The organism is Phenylobacterium sp. CCH9-H3 (assembly GCF_001557235.1).
Taxonomy (GTDB): Bacteria; Pseudomonadota; Alphaproteobacteria; order Caulobacterales; family Caulobacteraceae; genus Phenylobacterium.
The window spans coordinates 24,248-39,065 of the sequence record NZ_LSJI01000268.1 but is presented as its reverse complement, the minus strand read 5'-3'; the positions used below and the strand labels follow the sequence as shown (position 1 = coordinate 39,065).

General features: G+C 70.9%; 15 protein-coding genes. 7 read left to right on the top strand and 8 right to left on the bottom strand.

From position 1 onward, the window contains the following. The 4 genes from AX721_RS23635 to AX721_RS23620 form a co-directional block, all read right to left on the bottom strand. On the bottom strand, window positions 1-739 hold a 739-nt coding region (locus tag AX721_RS23635; protein ID WP_068878422.1), incomplete at its 3' end, for an NAD(P) transhydrogenase subunit alpha. 288 nt (window positions 740-1,027) lie between these two features. Beyond that, a complete protein-coding gene (locus AX721_RS23630) occupies window positions 1,028-1,270 on the bottom strand; it encodes an aa3-type cytochrome c oxidase subunit IV (protein WP_068878421.1) in 243 nt (80 codons plus the stop codon). 62 nt (window positions 1,271-1,332) lie between these two features. Next, window positions 1,333-2,400, bottom strand: coding sequence for an alpha/beta fold hydrolase (locus tag AX721_RS23625; protein WP_068878420.1), 1,068 nt, complete (start codon window positions 2,398-2,400; stop codon window positions 1,333-1,335). A 77-nt stretch (window positions 2,401-2,477) separates the two neighbouring features. Next, window positions 2,478-3,620, bottom strand: a complete 1,143-nt coding sequence (locus tag AX721_RS23620; RefSeq protein WP_068878419.1) for an acyl-CoA dehydrogenase family protein — start codon at window positions 3,618-3,620, stop codon at window positions 2,478-2,480. Window positions 3,621-3,734: 114 nt separating this feature from the next. Between AX721_RS23620 and AX721_RS23615 the strand changes: the two genes are divergently transcribed. The 4 genes from AX721_RS23615 to AX721_RS23600 all read left to right on the top strand — a co-directional run bounded on the left by AX721_RS23615 (window position 3,735) and on the right by AX721_RS23600 (window position 6,607). Next, window positions 3,735-4,436 carry a winged helix-turn-helix transcriptional regulator gene (locus AX721_RS23615; RefSeq protein ID WP_068878418.1) on the top strand — a complete coding sequence of 234 codons (702 nt, stop codon included), beginning with the start codon at window positions 3,735-3,737 and terminating at the stop codon, window positions 4,434-4,436. 64 nt (window positions 4,437-4,500) lie between these two features. Continuing rightward, a complete protein-coding gene (locus AX721_RS23610) occupies window positions 4,501-5,574 on the top strand; it encodes a phospholipase (RefSeq protein ID WP_068878417.1) in 1,074 nt (357 codons plus the stop codon). Then, the gene (locus AX721_RS23605) at window positions 5,574-6,044 is read left to right on the top strand and encodes a GFA family protein (protein WP_068878416.1); all 471 of its coding nucleotides are present in this window, start codon (window positions 5,574-5,576) and stop codon (window positions 6,042-6,044) included. The genes AX721_RS23610 and AX721_RS23605 overlap by 1 nt, the downstream gene beginning before the upstream one ends. A gap of 59 nt (window positions 6,045-6,103) precedes the next feature. Next, complete coding sequence (locus AX721_RS23600; RefSeq protein ID WP_068878415.1) at window positions 6,104-6,607, top strand: hypothetical protein; 504 nt, start codon at window positions 6,104-6,106, stop codon at window positions 6,605-6,607. A gap of 12 nt (window positions 6,608-6,619) precedes the next feature. Here AX721_RS23600 and AX721_RS23595 read toward each other — a convergent pair whose 3' ends face one another. After that, on the bottom strand, window positions 6,620-7,132 hold the full coding sequence (locus AX721_RS23595) for a DUF3617 family protein (protein ID WP_068878414.1): 513 nt from the start codon (window positions 7,130-7,132) through the stop codon (window positions 6,620-6,622). 226 nt (window positions 7,133-7,358) lie between these two features. Between AX721_RS23595 and AX721_RS23590 the strand changes: the two genes are divergently transcribed. Next, entirely contained in the window at window positions 7,359-8,981 is a 1,623-nt protein-coding gene (locus AX721_RS23590) for an EAL domain-containing protein (protein WP_068878413.1), read from the top strand. 3 nt (window positions 8,982-8,984) lie between these two features. On the opposite strand, the gene AX721_RS23585 is transcribed toward AX721_RS23590, so the two are convergent. Continuing rightward, window positions 8,985-10,352 carry a M24 family metallopeptidase gene (locus AX721_RS23585; protein WP_082765598.1) on the bottom strand — a complete coding sequence of 456 codons (1,368 nt, stop codon included), beginning with the start codon at window positions 10,350-10,352 and terminating at the stop codon, window positions 8,985-8,987. 261 nt (window positions 10,353-10,613) lie between these two features. Here AX721_RS23585 and AX721_RS23580 point away from each other — a divergent pair, with 261 nt between their 5' ends. Then, window positions 10,614-11,717: a sensor histidine kinase gene (locus tag AX721_RS23580; RefSeq protein WP_068878412.1), complete on the top strand. Its 1,104-nt coding sequence runs from the start codon at window positions 10,614-10,616 to the stop codon at window positions 11,715-11,717. Between the two features lie 6 nt (window positions 11,718-11,723). Here AX721_RS23580 and AX721_RS23575 read toward each other — a convergent pair whose 3' ends face one another. Then, the gene (locus AX721_RS23575; protein ID WP_068878411.1) at window positions 11,724-12,134 is read right to left on the bottom strand and encodes a response regulator; all 411 of its coding nucleotides are present in this window, start codon (window positions 12,132-12,134) and stop codon (window positions 11,724-11,726) included. 106 nt (window positions 12,135-12,240) lie between these two features. On the opposite strand from AX721_RS23575, the gene AX721_RS23570 reads away from it, so the two are divergent. Then, window positions 12,241-13,008 carry a sulfite exporter TauE/SafE family protein gene (locus tag AX721_RS23570; protein WP_068878410.1) on the top strand — a complete coding sequence of 256 codons (768 nt, stop codon included), beginning with the start codon at window positions 12,241-12,243 and terminating at the stop codon, window positions 13,006-13,008. Window positions 13,009-13,012: 4 nt separating this feature from the next. Here AX721_RS23570 and AX721_RS23565 read toward each other — a convergent pair whose 3' ends face one another. Continuing rightward, the gene (locus AX721_RS23565; RefSeq protein ID WP_068878409.1) at window positions 13,013-14,803 is read right to left on the bottom strand and encodes a M3 family oligoendopeptidase; all 1,791 of its coding nucleotides are present in this window, start codon (window positions 14,801-14,803) and stop codon (window positions 13,013-13,015) included. Window positions 14,804-14,818: the final 15 nt, after the last annotated feature.

The following is a 14,818-nucleotide window of genomic DNA, read 5'->3' as shown; positions in this document are numbered from 1 at the left end:
CCAGCTCGGCCTGCTTGGCCTGGTATTCCTTGCTCATCTCCTTGGCGTAGCCGCCGGCGGTCTGGGCGTTCTTGAACTCCTCGTCCTCGACGGCGAGGAACTTGGCGCCCAGGCTTTCCACCTGCTCCTTGGTGGCCGGGCGCACGTCGGTGGCGGTCACCACCGCGCCCAGGCGGCGGGCGGTGGCGATGGCCTGGAGGCCCGCGACGCCCACGCCCATGACGAACACCTTGGCCGCGGCGACGGTGCCGGCGGCGGTCATCATCATCGGCATGGCCTTGCCATAGGCCTCGGCGGCCTCGATCACAGCGCGGTAGCCGGCGAGGTTGGCCTGGGACGACAGCACGTCCATGACCTGGGCCCGGGTGATCCGGGGCACGAATTCCATGGCGAAGGCGGTGGCGCCCTGTTTGGCGAGCGCGTCGAGCGTGGCGCGGTCCATGTAGGGGTTCAGGCTGGCGGCCACGACAGCGCCCGGCTTCAGGGCCTTGATCTCGTCGGGCTCAGGGCCGCGCACCTTGAACAGGATGTCGGCCTTGGCGATGGCGTCCTTCGCGGTCTTGGCGATGGTCGCGCCGGCGGCCTGATAGTCGGCGTCGGGATAGGACGCGGCGACGCCCGCGCCGCTTTCCACGACCACGGAGAATCCGGCGCCGATGAGCTTCTTCACCGTCTCGGGGACAGTGGCCACCCGGGTCTCCCCGGCGCGGCGCTCCTTGGTGACGGCGATGACGGCCATGGTCCGCGAAATCCCCCGATCGGCGCGATTGCGGCGCGACCATAGGGGGCGTTTCGACGGATTGTCCAGCCGCCTCCGGGGTTGATTTGAACGCGCGTTTGAAAATTCCTGCCGCAGCGCAATAGTGCGGCGCAACATTCTTGCGGGCGCGAGGTGGTGACGCCGGGCGCGCGCAACGGCCTGCCCGTGGACCGACCGCCGTTCAGCCTGTCCGAGGGCGGGGCCAGACACGACAAAGCCTCCGCTCGCGCGGAGGCTTCTCGAAAGATCGGCCGTCGGATCCGGGCGTCAGTGCGCCGCGGCGTCCTTCTTGTCGCGCAACAGGAGCGTGCCCAGCACCACCAGCACCACGGCCGAGATCGCCGAGCCGACGAAGCCGGTGTGGGTGCAGAACAGGAGGGTGAAGAACAGCAGGCCGGCCGAGATGTAGAGCGAGCCCCACTTCGTCAGGCCCATCACCAGATGGAAGGTGGAGACCTGCTCGGCGATGTCCATGTTGCCGCGCTGGTAGTCGGAAGGCGTTCCGGCCATCGGGATTTCACTCTCGAATGAATGGGAAGTCGATCGGGCGATACACGATGCGCCCGCCAGGTTCAATGCGGCCAAGTGGCGAGGAGCGTCCGGAGCGCGGCGACCAGCGCCAGCGGCTGGTCGATCATCACGTGATGATGCGAATCCGGAATCTCGATCTCCCGGGCCACCTCGGCCAGGGCGGTCTCCTCGCCGGCCCGGCGGCGCTCGATGATCCGGCTCTTCTCGCCGTACATGTGGACCAGCGGCACGGCGACGGGCGGCAGCTTGCCGCCCGAGGACATGCTCATGCCCGAGCGGTCCAGCTTTTCCCACATGTTCGGATCGAACTTCCAGGCGTAGCCCTCGCCCGATCCGTCATCCGTCACTTCGCTCGCCGGCAGCGGGGCCCGCTTCAGCGAGCGGCGAGCGATGAAGTCGAGGATGTAGTGGTTCTCGGCGGGCTGCGGCGGCATCAGCCGGAAGCGCTCCAGCGCCTTCTCCAGGCTGGGATAGACGCGGCTGGGCTTGTCCGGGCTGGGGATGTTGGCCAGGAGCTCGCGGCGCTTCTCGCGCTCCTTCATCACCTCGGGGGGCGGGCCGCCGAAGCCGGTGTCCACCAGGATCGCCGCCTCCATCAGCTCGGGCCGCTGGGCGGCGGTGAAGAACACCTGGCCGCCGCCGAAGGAGTGGCCGATGTAGATCGGCTTGCGGCCGCCGTCGTAGAGCCCGGTCGCCCGGCTCACCGCCTCGGCGTCGTCGGCGAAGTCTGAGAAGCGGTAGGTCTCGCGCCAGTCCGACTGGCCCATGCCGGCCAGCGACATCGACGCCACCCGGAAATCCTTGGCGAGATATGGGGCGATGAAGCTCCACCAGTCGGCGTGGGCGCTGTTGCCGTGGACCAGCAGCAGGCCGGGCTTGCCGCGCTCGCCCCAGGTCAGGGCCTCGATCCTCGTGCCGTGCGAGGTGACGAAGCTGCGCTCCGGCTCCTGCGCGATGGCCCACTTGAACCACGACGGGGCGGCGGGCTCTCCGCCCTTGTAGGGCGCGAGCGGGGCGCGCACCTCGGGCGGCAGGTCCTCGGAATGGAACGGCCGGTCGTCGTAGGTTTCCTTCGAAGATCCGGTCTTGTCGGAGAGGTCGTTGGCCATCCCGACCGGTCTAACGGGCGTTTGAAAAATCGCAAGCGGTTCCCCGCCGCCCCTGAGGAGCGGCGGGGCGTATGGCGTCAGCCGTCGATGGGCAGGCCCAGGGCCAGGCGGCCGGCCAGCCGAGCCTGGGGCTTCTCCTGCAGCGGGTGGTAGCGGGCGGCCTGGACGTCGCGCCAGATCCGCTCCAGGCCCGTCTTGCGGTAGAAGCCGGCGCCGCCCGCGGCCTCCATAGCCTTTTCCACGGTGGCGATCGCCGCCCGCGCCACCAGGGTGCGGCCGGTCATGATCCGGTTCGTGGCGGCGGGCCCGGGTTCGTCGCCGGCGGCGCAGGCCAGCATGTCGCCGAGCGCCAGGCGCGCGGCGGTCAGGTGGGTCTCCATCTCGCCGATCAGCAGTTCGGTGTCGGGCGACGGCTTGCGGGCGGTGGCCAGGTCCACGGCCTTTTCCGCCGCCGCCTCGGCCAGGCCGGCGTAGACGCTCATGATCAGGGGGAAGGCGATCAGGGACACCATATGCATCAGCGGGTGCCACTTGCCCTGGGGCCGGCGGACCGTCACGGCCGCGTCGGGCACGAACACCTCGGTGAGCTCCAGGTCATGAGAGCCGGTGCCGCGCATGCCCAGCGTCCGCCAGGTGTCGAGGACCTTCAGGCCCTCCGCCCGCATCGGGATCGCCAGGTGCAGGACCATCGGCCCCTCCGGCGCGTCCAGGACGGCCATGGTCACCAGGAGGTCGCCGCTCTGGCAGCCGCTGGCGAAGACCTTGCGACCGGTGACGCGGAAACCGCCCTCCACGGGCGTGGCGCGGCACGAGCCGTCCAGCCAGTCGGAGCCGCCGCTGGAGACGAGGGTCAGGTTCTCGGCCACCACCCGCTTCAGCAGGCCCTCCACGGCTTCCGGCGTGCGCCGCCAGCGCCAGGCCGGCAGGGCCACGGCGTGGGTGTGCATGGCGAGGGCCAGCGCCGTGGAGCCGCAGTAGGTCGCCAGGGTGCGCAGCATGGCGGCCAGCTCGGCATGGCTAGCCCCGCCGCCGCCCAGTTCCGCCGGAACCGCGGCGGTATGGAACCCCTCGGCCTTCAGCAGGGCCAGGTTCTCGGCCACGAAGGCGTCGGTCTCGTCGGCCGCCGCCGCCCGGGCGGCGATCTTCGGGCCCAGGTCGTGCGTGCGGCGGACCCAGTCCGCAGCCGTGGCCGACGGGGGCGCTTTGACGTCGATGGTCATGTCGGTCGTTCCTCGAAAGTGCAGTCGTTGCCGCCTTGTCCTCCAGATCGCCGCAACGGCTCCAGTTCGAAGAATGAACTTGTCGAACCGAGTTATCCAGCCGACCGTGTCCGCATGAAAGGCTATGGACAATTCTGCCCGGTCGCCAAGACGGCCGAGATCTTCGCCCAGCGGTGGACGCCGCTGGTCGTTCGCGAACTGTGCTTCGGACCCCGGCGGTTCACCGAGATCCATTCGGGCGTGCCGCTGATGTCGCGCGCCCTCCTGGTCCAGCGGCTGACCGAACTGGAGGAGGCGGGCGTGGTGGCCACCGAGCCCCTGGCGCAGGGCAAGCTCTACCGCCTCACGCCCGCGGGGGAGCAGCTCTCGGGCATCGTCTGCCTGATGTCGGAATGGGGCCAGCGTCACGGACAGGGCCGCATCGCCCACGAGGAGCTGGATCCCACCCTGCTGATGTGGGGCATGCGGCGGCAGATCGCGGCGTCCGAGCTTCCGGCGCGCGACATCGTCCTGCGTCTGGAGTTCCGGGGCATCCCCCGCGCCCACGCCGCGCGCCGCTACTGGTGGATGATCCTGCGCCGGACCGACGTGGAGGTGTGCCTGAAGGACCCCGGCGCCGAGGTCGACGTGGTGCTGAGCGCCGACCTGGAGGCCTTCGTGCGCGTCTGGCTGGGCCACAAGGGCCTCTCCGACGCCATGGCGGACGGCGAGATCGCCCTGTCCGGGCCCCCGGCGAAGGTGGCGGAGCTGAAGCGGGTGCTGCGCCTGAGGGATGCGCCGGACCTGCGCGTCCTGGCGTTCCGCCCGGCCGCCTGACGGCCGCGGGCTTCCCTTTCCGCGTGCGCACCCTAGGTTGGGCCTGAAGGCCCCGGGGCGACCGTTGGAAGAGCGCGAACTCGACGATCTGGTGGCCGTCCTGCCGCCGCTGCTGCAGGCGCTGGAGCGCCTGGCCTTCGTCGCGCGCTATCTGCACCCGCCGGACTTCGAGGCCGTGCTGGCGGCGGTGGGACAGCCGGACGCCGAGTTGGGCGCCCAGGTCCCGCGGCTGCGGGCCTGGCCCGAGGCGCTGGAGCAGGTACGCGGGCCGCTGCTGGCCGCGGCCGAAGCGGCGCTCGCCGCCTTCGCCGCTCTGCGGGCCGCGCCGCAGGACCCGGACGGCCCGACCGCGATCTTCCGCGCCCTGCGCCACCTCCCCAAGGCCCAGGAGGCGCTCTATCCGCTGGCGCGCGACCTGGCGCCGGTGAACCGCTACTTCCTCGACCCCGCTGCGCGGGAGGACGGCGAGCGGCTGCGGCGGCTGGCCAAGGCCGAGCCCCGGCCCGACACCGGGGTCCTGCATTACGACAACGCCCCGGACTCGCGGGGCGGCTTCTCGGCCTATGTGCCCGAGTTCTACGACCCCGACGTGGCCTGGCCGCTGGTGGTGGCGCTGCACGGCGGCAGCGGCAATGGCGGGTCTTTCCTTTGGAGCTGGCTGCGCGACGCCCGCACGCGCGGGGCGATCCTCGTGGCGCCGACGGCCGTGGGGCGCACCTGGGCCATCAGCGGGCCGGATCCGGACACCCCGAACCTGCACCGCCTGCTGGGTTATGTCCGCGGCCGCTGGAACATCGATCCCGGCCGGATCCTGCTGACGGGGATGAGCGACGGCGGCACCTTCAGCTATGTCAGCGGCCTGGAGCAGACCTCGCCGTTCACCCACCTGGCGCCGGTGTCGGCGGCGTTCCATCCGATGCTGGCCAGCTCCGCCGAGCCCGCCCGCGTCACGGGCCTGCCGATCCACATCGTCCACGGGGCGCTGGACTGGATGTTCCCCGTCGACATGGCGCGGGAAGCCGCCGCCGGGCTCGGCCGCGCTGGCGCCGACGTGACCTATCTGGAGATCGAGGACCTCAGCCACACCTATCCGCGGGAGGCCAACGCGGCGATCCTCGACTGGCTGGGGGTGGACTGATGCCGCGGGGCGAGGTGGCGGTGGGCGCCTGCGTCTGCGGAGCGGTGGAGGTGGAGATCGGCGTCCCGGCGCGCTGGGCCTGGCACGACCACGCCGCCGCCAGCCGTCACGCCCACGGCGCGGCCTACGCCACCTACGTGGGCAGCTGGCGCAGCCGGTTCCGCTTCGTCGCGGGCGAAGAGCATGTCACGCGCTACGAGGACGAATCCGCCGGCACGGTGCGGTCCTTCTGCAGCCGCTGCGGGACGCCGCTGGCCTACGAGCGGGCCCGGTCGCCGAAGATGGTCAATGTCCCGCGCGCCCTGTTCCCCACCCGGACGGGCCGCGAGCCGCGCTATCATATGAACCTCGCCCAGCAGGCGGACTGGACCTACCTCGGCGCGCCGCTGGCGCCGCTGAAGGGCTATCCGGGCGTCATGTGGGAACGGCCGCGCAAGAAGAGGCGGCCGCCGCCGGATCCCATGTTCTAGAGGCTTGCCAGCCTGAGTTACGCGTGTAAGTTACTACGCATGTAATTCGGGAGGGTGGCGTGTTCGAAACCATCCGGGCGCTGAGGAAACCGTCCCGCCGCGACATCGTCCTGCAGCACGCCGGCCTGGGCGGCATCCTGATGCTGCTGGTCGCCGTGCCGGCCATCGACGTCTACCGGACCTGGGCCGGGGCGCGGGCGGAGAAGGCGGCATGGACCATCGAAGGGCCGCCCTGCCCGGTGGTCGATCGGGCCTCGCCGGCGGTGGTCGGCTACAAGCGGCCGAAGACCTTCACCTACAACAAGATCACCTTCACGCGACATCTGGGCGACGTGAGCTGCGCCGCCTTCCGCGAGGACGGCTTCATGAACCCCGAGAACTACAGCGTCTGCCAGTTCAGCGGACCCGGCGCGGTGACGGTGGAGTTCCTGGGCCGGTCGGTGACCTTCCAGCCCGGTCCTGGGAAGCGCACGACGGTGACCGTCCGCGACGGGCGCGCCACCTGCGTCGTGGCCGGCTGGTTCGCGCGCCGGCCACGGTCCTATCGGATGCGCGACGTCTGAGCGTCTCGCCGCCTATTCGAGGTCTTCGCCGGGCTTCACGCCGGGCGGGCAGGCGCCGATCCACTTGGCCTTCAGGGTGCTTTCGCTGCCTTCCCGCGTGCCGTCGGGCTGCACGAGGTAGAGGCCGACGCTCATGTCGTAGGCCGCCTCCGAGCCGGTCATCACGATGGTGGCGTCCGTCTTCATGCCGCCGGCCTGTTCGCACAGGGCCTTCACGCGCAAGCCAGTCGGGCTGGCCGAGCGCTCGGTCTTGCAGCCAGGCATCTCGCGGGTGAGCATCTCGCGCACCTCAGCGTTCACCTCGGCGCCCGTGCAGTGACGGGTGGTCTCGCTCTGGCCGTCCTCGGTCTGCACGACCTCCCAGAGGCCGGGCTTGATCCGCGGCAGGCCGTCGCCGCCGAGCACCAGCCCGGACGCCGTCGCCGCGGCCGCCGCGTCCACGCCCTTGGGGGCTTCGGCGGTGTCGGTCTTGCCGCAGGCGGCGAGCGAGACCGGGGCCAAGAGGGCGAGCGAGGGCAGGCGCATGCGGAAACTCTCTGCGAAGAACGGGGAGCGGCTGATGAAACGAGTCGGCCGGGGACGCCACCGGGTTGCGACCGGCGGCGGATCGGCGCGACGAACAAAAAATCTCCGCGGCGTTCAGCACCCCGTAAGCACAGCCGGGCTATCCGGTCTGACTGCAGCGGCCGGGTTCCCATCGCTGCGGTCCTCGCGGTTGAGGTGGAGAGGGATGGCGGCGTCAGCGAGCAGAGTGGAATCCGGGAGCGCGGCGCCGAGCCGGCCGACCCCGGGGGCGCCCAGCGTTCTGCAACTTCTGGCCTTCGTCTTCGCCAGCGCCGACATGGTGCTGGAGGTCGCCAAGGACGGTCGTGTCGTGTTCGGGACCGGCGCCGGCGGGCAGTTGGTCGGGCGGCAGGCCGAGTCCCTGGCCGGAGACCGGTTCCTCGATCTCATCGACACCGCCGACGCCGACCTGATCGAGGCCGTCCTGCAGGATCTGCGCCCGGGCGAGCGCCGCGGGCCGTTCAGGATCGGCCTGGTGGGTCGCGGCGGCGTCCAGCCGGCGATGCTGTCGCTGTTCCAGATGCCGGAGCGCAGCGGCGTGGCCGCCGCCCTGAGCCTCTGGCAGCCCAGCCCGGCCCAGGTGCAGGTCGACGCCGCGGGCCTGACCAGCCGCGAAGACTTCGAGACCGCCGCGCTCAGCCTGCTCAAGCACGCCGAACAGACGGGCTCGGCCCTGCACGTCGATCTGCTGGAGTTCACCGGCCTCGCCCCCGCTCTCGCGGCCATGGACCCCGAGGCGGCCGAGACCGTGCGGCGCAAGTTGGCCGCCGTCCTGCGCGCGGCGTCGTACGGCGGCGCCCCGGCCGCGGACCTCGGCTCCGAGCGGTTCGCGATGCTGCGCTCGGGACCCGGAGGCCCCGAGGCCCTGGCGCAACGCATTCGGGAGCTGACGGGGCCCGGCGTCGAGATGTCGTCCGGCGAACTGGCGCTGGACCCGGCATCGCCTGGCGAGAGCCTGCGGGCGATCCGCTACGCCCTGGACCGCTGCATCGAGGACGGGCCGTCGGCCGCCGCCCAGGGCTTCGAGGCCGCGCTGCGCCAGACCGTCGCCGACTCGAACCGTTTCAAGGACATGATCCGGGAGGGCCGCTTCGAGCTGGTCTACCAGCCGGTCGTGGATCTGCGCACGCGAGGCGTCCACCACTACGAGGCCCTGACCCGTTTCGAGGGCGGCGGCGGCCCTGCCGCGACGATCAAGCTGGCCGAGGAGCTCGGCCTGGTCGTCGAGTTCGACATGACGGTGGTGAGAAACGTCGCCGGCGCCTTGCGGGACTCTCCGCCGGAGGTCCGCATCGCCGCCAACATCAGCGCCTTCTCGCTGGAGTCGCCCGGCTTCGTGGAGGAGATCCTCCACACCACGGCGGCCTTCCCGACGCTTCGGCCGCGGCTGATGCTGGAGGTCACCGAGAGCCACAGGCTCGCCGATCTCGCCGCCGCCAACGCCCATATCCAACGCCTGCGAACGGCGGGGCACGTCGTCTGCCTCGACGACTTCGGCGCCGGGTCCGCGTCGCTGGACTACCTGCGCGAGCTGGAGGCCGACATCGTCAAGTTCGACGGCCGGTTCGTCAGGTCCCTCGACAGCCGTCCGCGGGACGTGACGCTGCTGAAGCGCCTCGCCGAACTCTGCGCCGAACTGGGCGTCGCCACCGTGGCCGAGATGATCGAGACCGAGGACACGGCCCAGCGGGTCGCCGGCCTGGGGGTTCGCCTGGGCCAGGGCTGGCTGTTCGGACGGCCGGGCCCCAGGCCCGCCCCGCCGCCGACGCAGACCGCCCGCCGCCGGGGGGCGAACGAGACCTGGACCTGAGAGCTATCGCCCCGCCCCGATCAGGGTGAGCGCGGTCTGGCGGCCGTCCAGGTAGCGAACGCTCTTGCCGTCGTAGAACGCGTCCTCCTCGGTGCGGAACGGCACCTCCTGGCCGCCCCATTCGGGCACCGGGGCGAAGGCGGACAGCTCGATGGACCATGCGGTGTCGGCGTGGACCTTGAACTCGCCGTGCGGGACGCCGTCCTGGTCATCCCACATGCCGATGGCCGGCCCGGCCGCGTGGCCGTGGTAGCCGAGCGGGTGCGTGTAGATCGACGGCTTCAGCCCCTTTGCGATCGCCTTGGCCCGGGCGGCGGCCAGCACGGCGTTGCCGGTCTCGCCCACCTTGAACGACGAGGTCAGCGCATCCTGGACCGCGTTGGCGGCGGCCAAGCCCGCCCGCAGGCCCGCGGGCGCCTGGGTTTCGCCATCCTTCAGCACATAGGCCAGGTGCTGGGTGTCGGTGTTGAGCCGCAGGTAAGTGATGCCGAAGTCGCACCAGAGCAGGTCGCCCTTCCGGATGACCGTTTCGCCTTCCAGCAGGCCCTTCTCGCCCTGGCGCGTGATGCCGACGGAGGGGTGGAACCAGGTGTCGACGCCCAGGCGCGCCAGCCGCTCCCGATACCACCAGACCACGTCGTCGGCCGTGGTCACGCCCGGCTTGATCACCTTGGACGAGAAACCCTCGGCCAGCACGGCGTGCGCCAGCCGCACGATGCCCGGGTAGATCCTCATCTCCATGGGCGTGCGGGTCTCGAGCCAGCCGATCGACAGCCCCACGCCCGACACCAGCCGCGTCCGGAGCTCCGGCGAGAGGGCGGCCACCATCTCGGTGTGCTGGCTGAGAGTGATCCCGTCGCCGAAGGCGCTCAGCGACGAGGTGTTGACGGCGATCTTCTTCGGATCGCGCGCGGCGATCACTTCGGCCAGGGCCTTCCACTGGTCCGGCTGGGCGTCGGGATTCCACACCGGCCTGAAGAGGCCGCCGAGCCCGTAGCGGCTGACCGTCAGGCGCTCCACCGGCCTGCCGGCGCCGGGGTCGAAGAACACCAGGATGGTGCGGCGGCGGGCGCGCAGGCTCTCGCCGTCGAGCATCGTGGCGACCACCGGGTCTTCCAGATATTCGCGCGCCACCAGGACCCACATGTCGACGCCCTGCTCGCGCATCAGGCGGGGGATGACGGTCTCCAGCCGGTCGGCGAGGATGGCGTCGACCACCTTGGCCCGATCGCGCTGGGTCAGGACCTCGGGCAGGGCAGGATGCGCCTGTTCGGACGGGCTCATCGGCAGGACCGGCGGCTCGGCCGCTCGCGCCGCGGCGCACGACAGGCCCAGCGATGCGATGATCGCGGCGGCAAGCTTACACGTCATGGAGATCCCCCGTCGAAGGGCGCCATGGTTAGCAAGCCGGGCAGGCCGCGCAACGCCGCAACCGGTGCGGTGGGAACCTGAAGGACAAGCGGCACCTTAACATGGGCTAAGGAGCCACTCATGAACCGCATAATCTATATCGTCGGGCTGATCGTCGTTGTCCTCGCCGTCCTCTGGTTCTTCGGCCTGCGTTGACGCCGGGCCAGGATCCCGAGGGGGCCGTCGACGTTCCACCGGCCGATCGCTGCAAGTAGGAAGACCGTGACCGAAGAGACCGTGCGCCCTGCCGATGGCCGGCAGCCCTCCGCCGTGACCACGGCCGGGGAGGATGTGCCGTGGGCGCCAGGCGGCGGATCCGACGCCCCCGCGGTGAGCCAGACCCAGGCGACGTTCCAGGTGTTGACCGAAGCCATGCCCCAAATGGTCTGGTCGACGCGACCGGACGGCTTCCACGACTACTACAACGCCCGCTGGTACGAGTTCACGGGCGTCCCCGTCGGGTCGACGGACGGAGAAGGCTGGAACGGCATGTTCCACCCCGACGACCAGGACAAGGCCTGGGCGCGCTGGCGGCACAGCCTGGCGACGGGCGAGCCCTACGAGATCGAATACCGCCTGCGCCACCACAGCGGCGAGTACCGCTGGACGCTAGGCCGCGCCCTGCCCGTACGGGACGACGCCGGACGGATCACCCGCTGGATCGGCACCTGCACGGACATCCACCAGGCCAAGCGGGCCGCCGAGCAGAACGAGCTGCTGAGCCGCGAGCTGAGCCACCGGATCAAGAACATCTTCGCCGTGATCTCGGGGCTCATCGGCCTCACCAGCCGCCACGAACCGCAGTTGAAGCCCTGGGCGCGCGACCTGCAACATCGGATCGCCGCCCTGGGCCGCGCCCACGAGTTCGCGCGGCCCCACAGCGAGATGTCGCGCCCCGAACTGGGCAGCTCGACGCTGCGCGGCCTGCTGACGGAGATCTTCCGCCCCTACCCGGCCTTCGACGAGGGGCGGATCACGGTGGAGGGCGACGACGTGTTCGTCGACGACCGCGGCGCGACGCCGGTGGCCCTCGCCTTCCACGAGCTCGCCACCAACGCGGCCAAATACGGCGCGCTGTCGACGCCGGACGGGCGGGTCGCCGTCAGCATCGAGGCGCGAGGCCCGATGATGCGCATCGGCTGGGTCGAGCAGGACGGCCCCGCCGTGGAAGGGCCGCCGCAGCGGGAAGGCTTCGGCTCGCGGCTGGCCGAACTCAGCGTCGTCCAGCAGCTGGGCGGGACGATGACGCGGGACTGGCGGCGGGAAGGACTGGCCGTGGAGATGGACCTGCCGGCGGCGCACCTCAGCCGCGAATGGGGCGGGTGACCGGCTTCAGGCGGCCCGCAGCAGCGTCAGCCCGGCGGGCGGCGCGGGCAGCGGGATACCCCTGCGCGCGCTGAGAGCATATTCGACGGCCGCAAGCACCAGGTCCTCGTCGCAGGGCTTGGTGAGCACGCCGATGGCGGTGGCCCCGCGCTCGTCCAGCATCCTGGGATTGGCCGTGACGAAGAGGACGGCGACGTCGCGTTCGCGCAGGCGCTCGGCGATCGCCGGCCCGGTCTCGCCATCGCGCAGGTTGATGTCCACCAGCGCCAAGTCGGGACGCTCCTCGGCCAGGCGCAGGGCCGTCTCGAGATCGGGGGCGATGCCGACGGGCTCGTGCCCGCGCTCTTCCAGTATGGCTTCGAGGTTCGCTGCGACGACGAATTCGTCTTCCACGATGAGGATCTTGGCCCGGGGCATGGGCTCAATACGGATTATCAAAGGTTAGGTTCCCGACTTTTCCAGCCTTTCGCTGCGCCGCACACCGATTGCCGTCGCCGCCCGGCCACGCTAGGCCCGACAGGGCATGCTGACCGACCCATTGTTCTATGCCCTGGCGATCCCGGCCGTCGTCCTGCTGGGCCTGGCCAAGGGCGGGTTCTCAGGCGTCGGCGCCGTGGCCATGCCCCTGCTGGCCCTGGCCATTTCGCCGGTCAAGGCGGCCGCCATCCTGCTGCCGATCCTGATCGTGCAGGACGTGGTTGGCGTCTGGGCGTTCCGAAAGACCTGGGACCGCAGGACGCTGGCGATCATGCTGCCGGGCGCGGCGGTCGGCATCGTGGCCGGCTACCTGCTGGCGGCGAAGGTGTCCTCGACGGCCATCTTGGCCGTGCTGGGGGCGATCTCGATCCTCTTCGCCGTGCACCGGCTGTGGCTGGCCCGGGGCGGCCGGGCGGCCACGCCGCGCGACATCCCGCCCGCCGCCGACGCGGCGCTGGGCGTGGCCCTGGGCGCGGCCTCCGGCTTCACCAGCCAGATCGCCCACGCGGGCCAGCCGCCGTTCCAGATGTGGGTGCTGCCCAAGGCGCTGCCGCCCGCCAGCCTGGTCGGCACGACGGCGATCTATTTCGCCACCATCAACTGGATCAAGGTTCCGGCCTACTGGGCGCTGGGCCAGTTCACGGCGCAGAACCTGCTGACCGCCGCCGCCCTGCTGCCGGTCGCCATCGCCAGCACCTTCGCCGGCGTCTGGCTGGTCCGCCGCATCGACCCCGGCCGGTTCTACACCCTTATCTACGTGCTCATGATCCTGGTGGGCGGCCAGCTCCTGTGGGAGGCGTGGTCGAAAGCGTGAGGCCTCAGACCAGGGCCTCGAACTCGTCCACCAGCCGCTCCAGCTGCTTCACGCCCGCGGCCCAGAAGGCCTTTTCCCGCGGGTTCAGGCCGAAGGCGGCCAGGGCCTCGACGTAGGTCCTGGTCCCGCCGCCGGCGAGCAGCTTCTCGTACAGGGGCGCGAACGCCTTGGGGTCCTCGCGCCGCTTCTCCATGAGGCCGCGGACCAAGAGGTCGCCGAACGCATAGGCGTAGACGTAGAACGGCGCGTGGACGAAGTGGCTGACGTAGGCCCAGTAATGGCGATAGCCCTTGTCAAGCCGCACCGCCGGACCCAGGCTCTCGGCCATCACCTCCACCCACAGGCTGCCGATCTCGTCGGCCGACAGCTCGCCCTGCAGGCGGGCGGCGTGGAACCGCGTCTCGAAGCGGTGGAAGGCGATCTGGCGGATGACGGTGTTGATCCCGTCCTCGATCTTGCCGGCGAGCAGTCCGCGGCGCTCCTGCGGCGTGGCCTCGGCCAGCAGCTTCTCGAACACCAGTCCCTCGCCGAAGATCGAGGCGGTCTCGGCCAGGGTGAGCGGCGTGTCGGCCAGCAGGGTGCCGAGCGGCCTGCAAAGGGTCTGGTGCACCGCGTGGCCCAGCTCGTGGGCCAGGGTCAGCACGTCGCGCCGCTCGCCCATGTAGTTCATGAAGACGTACGGATGCCGGGTCGCCGTGACCGAGTGCGAATAGGCGCCGGACTGCTTGCCCGGCCGGGGCCGCGCGTCGATCCAGGGCTGGTTGAAGAAGGTCTGCGCCGTCTGGGCGAACTGCGGGGCCAGCGCCTCGAAGCTCTCCAGCACCACGCTCTTGGCCTCGTCCCAGGAATAGGTGCGCGGCTGGGCGGTATCGAGCGGGCAGTTGCGGTCCCAATGGTCCAGGTGCGTGCGGCCCAGCGCCTTGGCCTTCAGGGCGTAGTAGCGGTGGCTGACCGACGCGTAGCCGTCGACCACTGCCGCCTCCAGCGCCTCGACCGCGTCGGCGTCGACCTCGTTGGCCAGGTGGCGGGCGGCGGCTGGGGTGGAGAACTTGCGCCAGCGGTCCTCGACCTGCTTCTCGAAGGCCAGGGTGTTGAGGCTGAGCGCCAGCACCGGAGCCCGGTCGGCCAGGGCCTTGGACAGGGCCGCCGCGGCGGCCTTGCGCTGGGCCGGGTCCGGGCTCGACATCCGGTTCAGCAGTTCGGACAGGGTCAGGGTCTCGCCGCCCACCCGGGCGCTCAGCTTCGCGAGGGTCTCGTCGGACAGGCGGCTCCAGTTGGCGGTGGCCGGCGCCTTGTCCAGCAGCAGCTTCTCGAGGTCGGGCGACAGCTCGTGCGGACGGCCCGCCCGGACGCGCCGCAGCCAGGGCCGCCAGCGCTGGGCCGGCTTGTGCGCCTTGAGCGCGGCTTCCAGTTCGACGTCGTCGAGCTTGTTGATCTCCAGGGTGAAGAACAGGCTGAGCGAGGCGATCTGGGCGGAGCGGGCCCGCAGGTCCGCCTCGAACTTCGACCAGGCCGGGTCGTCCCGCGCTACCGAGGCCGACAGGGCGGCATAGGCGCCCACGCTCCACATGGCGTTGACGGCCTGCTCGTAGAGCTCGACGCCCCGGTCGATGATGCCGCCCAGTTCGGCGGGACGGTCCCGGGTGGCGACCAGCCGGCCCTCCAGCTTGGCCAGTTCCTGGTTCAGGCGCTCGGCCTCGGCCATGTCGGCGGCGATCCGCGGATCCTCGCGGTCGGCATAGAGGTCGTCCAGCCGCCATTCCGGCAGCGCATCGGTCTTGAAAGGGACGTTCATGGACGCCGTTCTATC

Bases quoted from the DNA above. Each gene is read 5' to 3' on its own strand.
- AX721_RS23630 (WP_068878421.1), bottom strand. From the start codon at position 1,270: ATGGCCGGAACGCCTTCCGACTACCAGCGCGGCAACATGGACATCGCC.
- AX721_RS23625 (WP_068878420.1), bottom strand. From the start codon at position 2,400: ATGGCCAACGACCTCTCCGACAAGACCGGATCTTCGAAGGAAACCTAC.
- AX721_RS23575 (WP_068878411.1), bottom strand. From the start codon at position 12,134: ATGCCCCGGGCCAAGATCCTCATCGTGGAAGACGAATTCGTCGTCGCA.
- AX721_RS23620 (WP_068878419.1), bottom strand. From the start codon at position 3,620: ATGACCATCGACGTCAAAGCGCCCCCGTCGGCCACGGCTGCGGACTGG.
- AX721_RS23605 (WP_068878416.1), top strand. From the start codon at position 5,574: ATGCCGCGGGGCGAGGTGGCGGTGGGCGCCTGCGTCTGCGGAGCGGTG.
- AX721_RS23585 (WP_082765598.1), bottom strand. From the start codon at position 10,352: ATGACGTGTAAGCTTGCCGCCGCGATCATCGCATCGCTGGGCCTGTCG.
- AX721_RS23595 (WP_068878414.1), bottom strand. From the start codon at position 7,132: ATGCGCCTGCCCTCGCTCGCCCTCTTGGCCCCGGTCTCGCTCGCCGCC.
- AX721_RS23570 (WP_068878410.1), top strand. From the start codon at position 12,241: ATGCTGACCGACCCATTGTTCTATGCCCTGGCGATCCCGGCCGTCGTC.
- AX721_RS23565 (WP_068878409.1), bottom strand. From the start codon at position 14,803: ATGAACGTCCCTTTCAAGACCGATGCGCTGCCGGAATGGCGGCTGGAC.
- AX721_RS23615 (WP_068878418.1), top strand. From the start codon at position 3,735: ATGAAAGGCTATGGACAATTCTGCCCGGTCGCCAAGACGGCCGAGATC.